Here is a 1221-nt window from a genome sequence, read left to right as displayed (position 1 = left end):
TGACGGGGCTGCCGCCCACGGAAGCGGAGGTACAGCGGTTTGTGAAGGATGCATCGCCCGATGCGTATGAGAAGGCGGTGGAGCGGCTGCTGGCGTCGCCGGCCTACGGCGAGCGGTGGGCGGGGATGTGGCTGGATCTGGCCCGCTATGCCGACACCAAAGGCTACGAAGCCGACCTTTCCCGACCCATGTGGCGGTACCGCGACTGGCTGATCCGGGCCTTCAACGAAGACAAGCCCTATGACCGCTTCACCATCGAACAACTGGCCGGGGACCTCCTGCCGGAACAGCAGCGCATGGCTTCCGCAAACCCATTGCCGGATGATAATCCGCTCATTGCGACGGCCTTCCATCGCAACACGATGACCAACGACGAGGGCGGCACCCAGAATGAGGAGTTTCGGGTGGCGGCCGTTATCGACCGGGTCAACACCTCCTGGGAGGTCTTTCAGGGAACCACTTTCAGCTGTGTCCAGTGCCACAGCCACCCGTATGACCCGTTCGTTCATGAGGATTATTACCGGTACATGGCTTTCTTCAACAACAGCCGGGATGAGGATATTCCGAGCGATACGCCGACGCTGCGGTTTTATAAGGGAGAAGACTCGCTGAAGGTCAGGCAGCTGGTGGAATGGGTCGGGAAGCAGGCCGCCCGGCCGGAGCAGCTGAGCGATCTGGTCCGGTTCACGCGGACCATCGAGCCGAAAATCAACTCCCACCGCTTCGACCAGTATGTCAACGCCACCCTGATGGGGGCCATGTATGTGGCTTTACTCGACGGCGGCTCGGTTCGGATGCCGAACCTGGATCTGACCGGCAAAAACCGCTTCATCCTGGCCTGGGGCACCAACTCCGAGCAGGCCCGGATGCGCGTCCGGCAGGACAGTCCCACCGGCCCGCTGCTGCTCGACCGGCCGGTGCCGAAAACCGGCAGCCCCTGGAAGGATACCACCCTGATTTTCAGCCTGCCGAAAATAGCCGGGCGGCATCATCTTTACCTGAGCATCGAGAATCCCAAAAAACCGAAAGACTGGGTCATGATTAAATGGGTGTCGCTCCAGCCCGCACTCCCCGGCCAACCGGCCGACACCCTCGGGGAGATGGACCGCCGGCTGGCCGAAGTCCTGAACGCGAAGGTCGAAGTGCTGCCCGTCATGCAGGACGGCACCGGCGAACTGGCCCGGCAAACCCACGTTTTCGAGCGCGGCAACTGGCTGGTGA

The 1221-nt window shown here is 62.2% G+C and carries 1 protein-coding gene; it reads left to right on the top strand.

Annotated elements, in window-relative coordinates; genetic code table 11:
• On the top strand, nt 1-1221 hold a 1221-nt coding region (locus DX909_RS29300), incomplete at both ends, for a DUF1549 domain-containing protein (protein WP_128548873.1).

The sequence above is a fragment of the Larkinella soli genome (assembly GCF_003703975.1).
Classification (GTDB): domain Bacteria; phylum Bacteroidota; class Bacteroidia; order Cytophagales; family Spirosomataceae; genus Larkinella; species Larkinella soli.
This window is presented reverse-complemented; position numbering and strand designations above follow the sequence as displayed.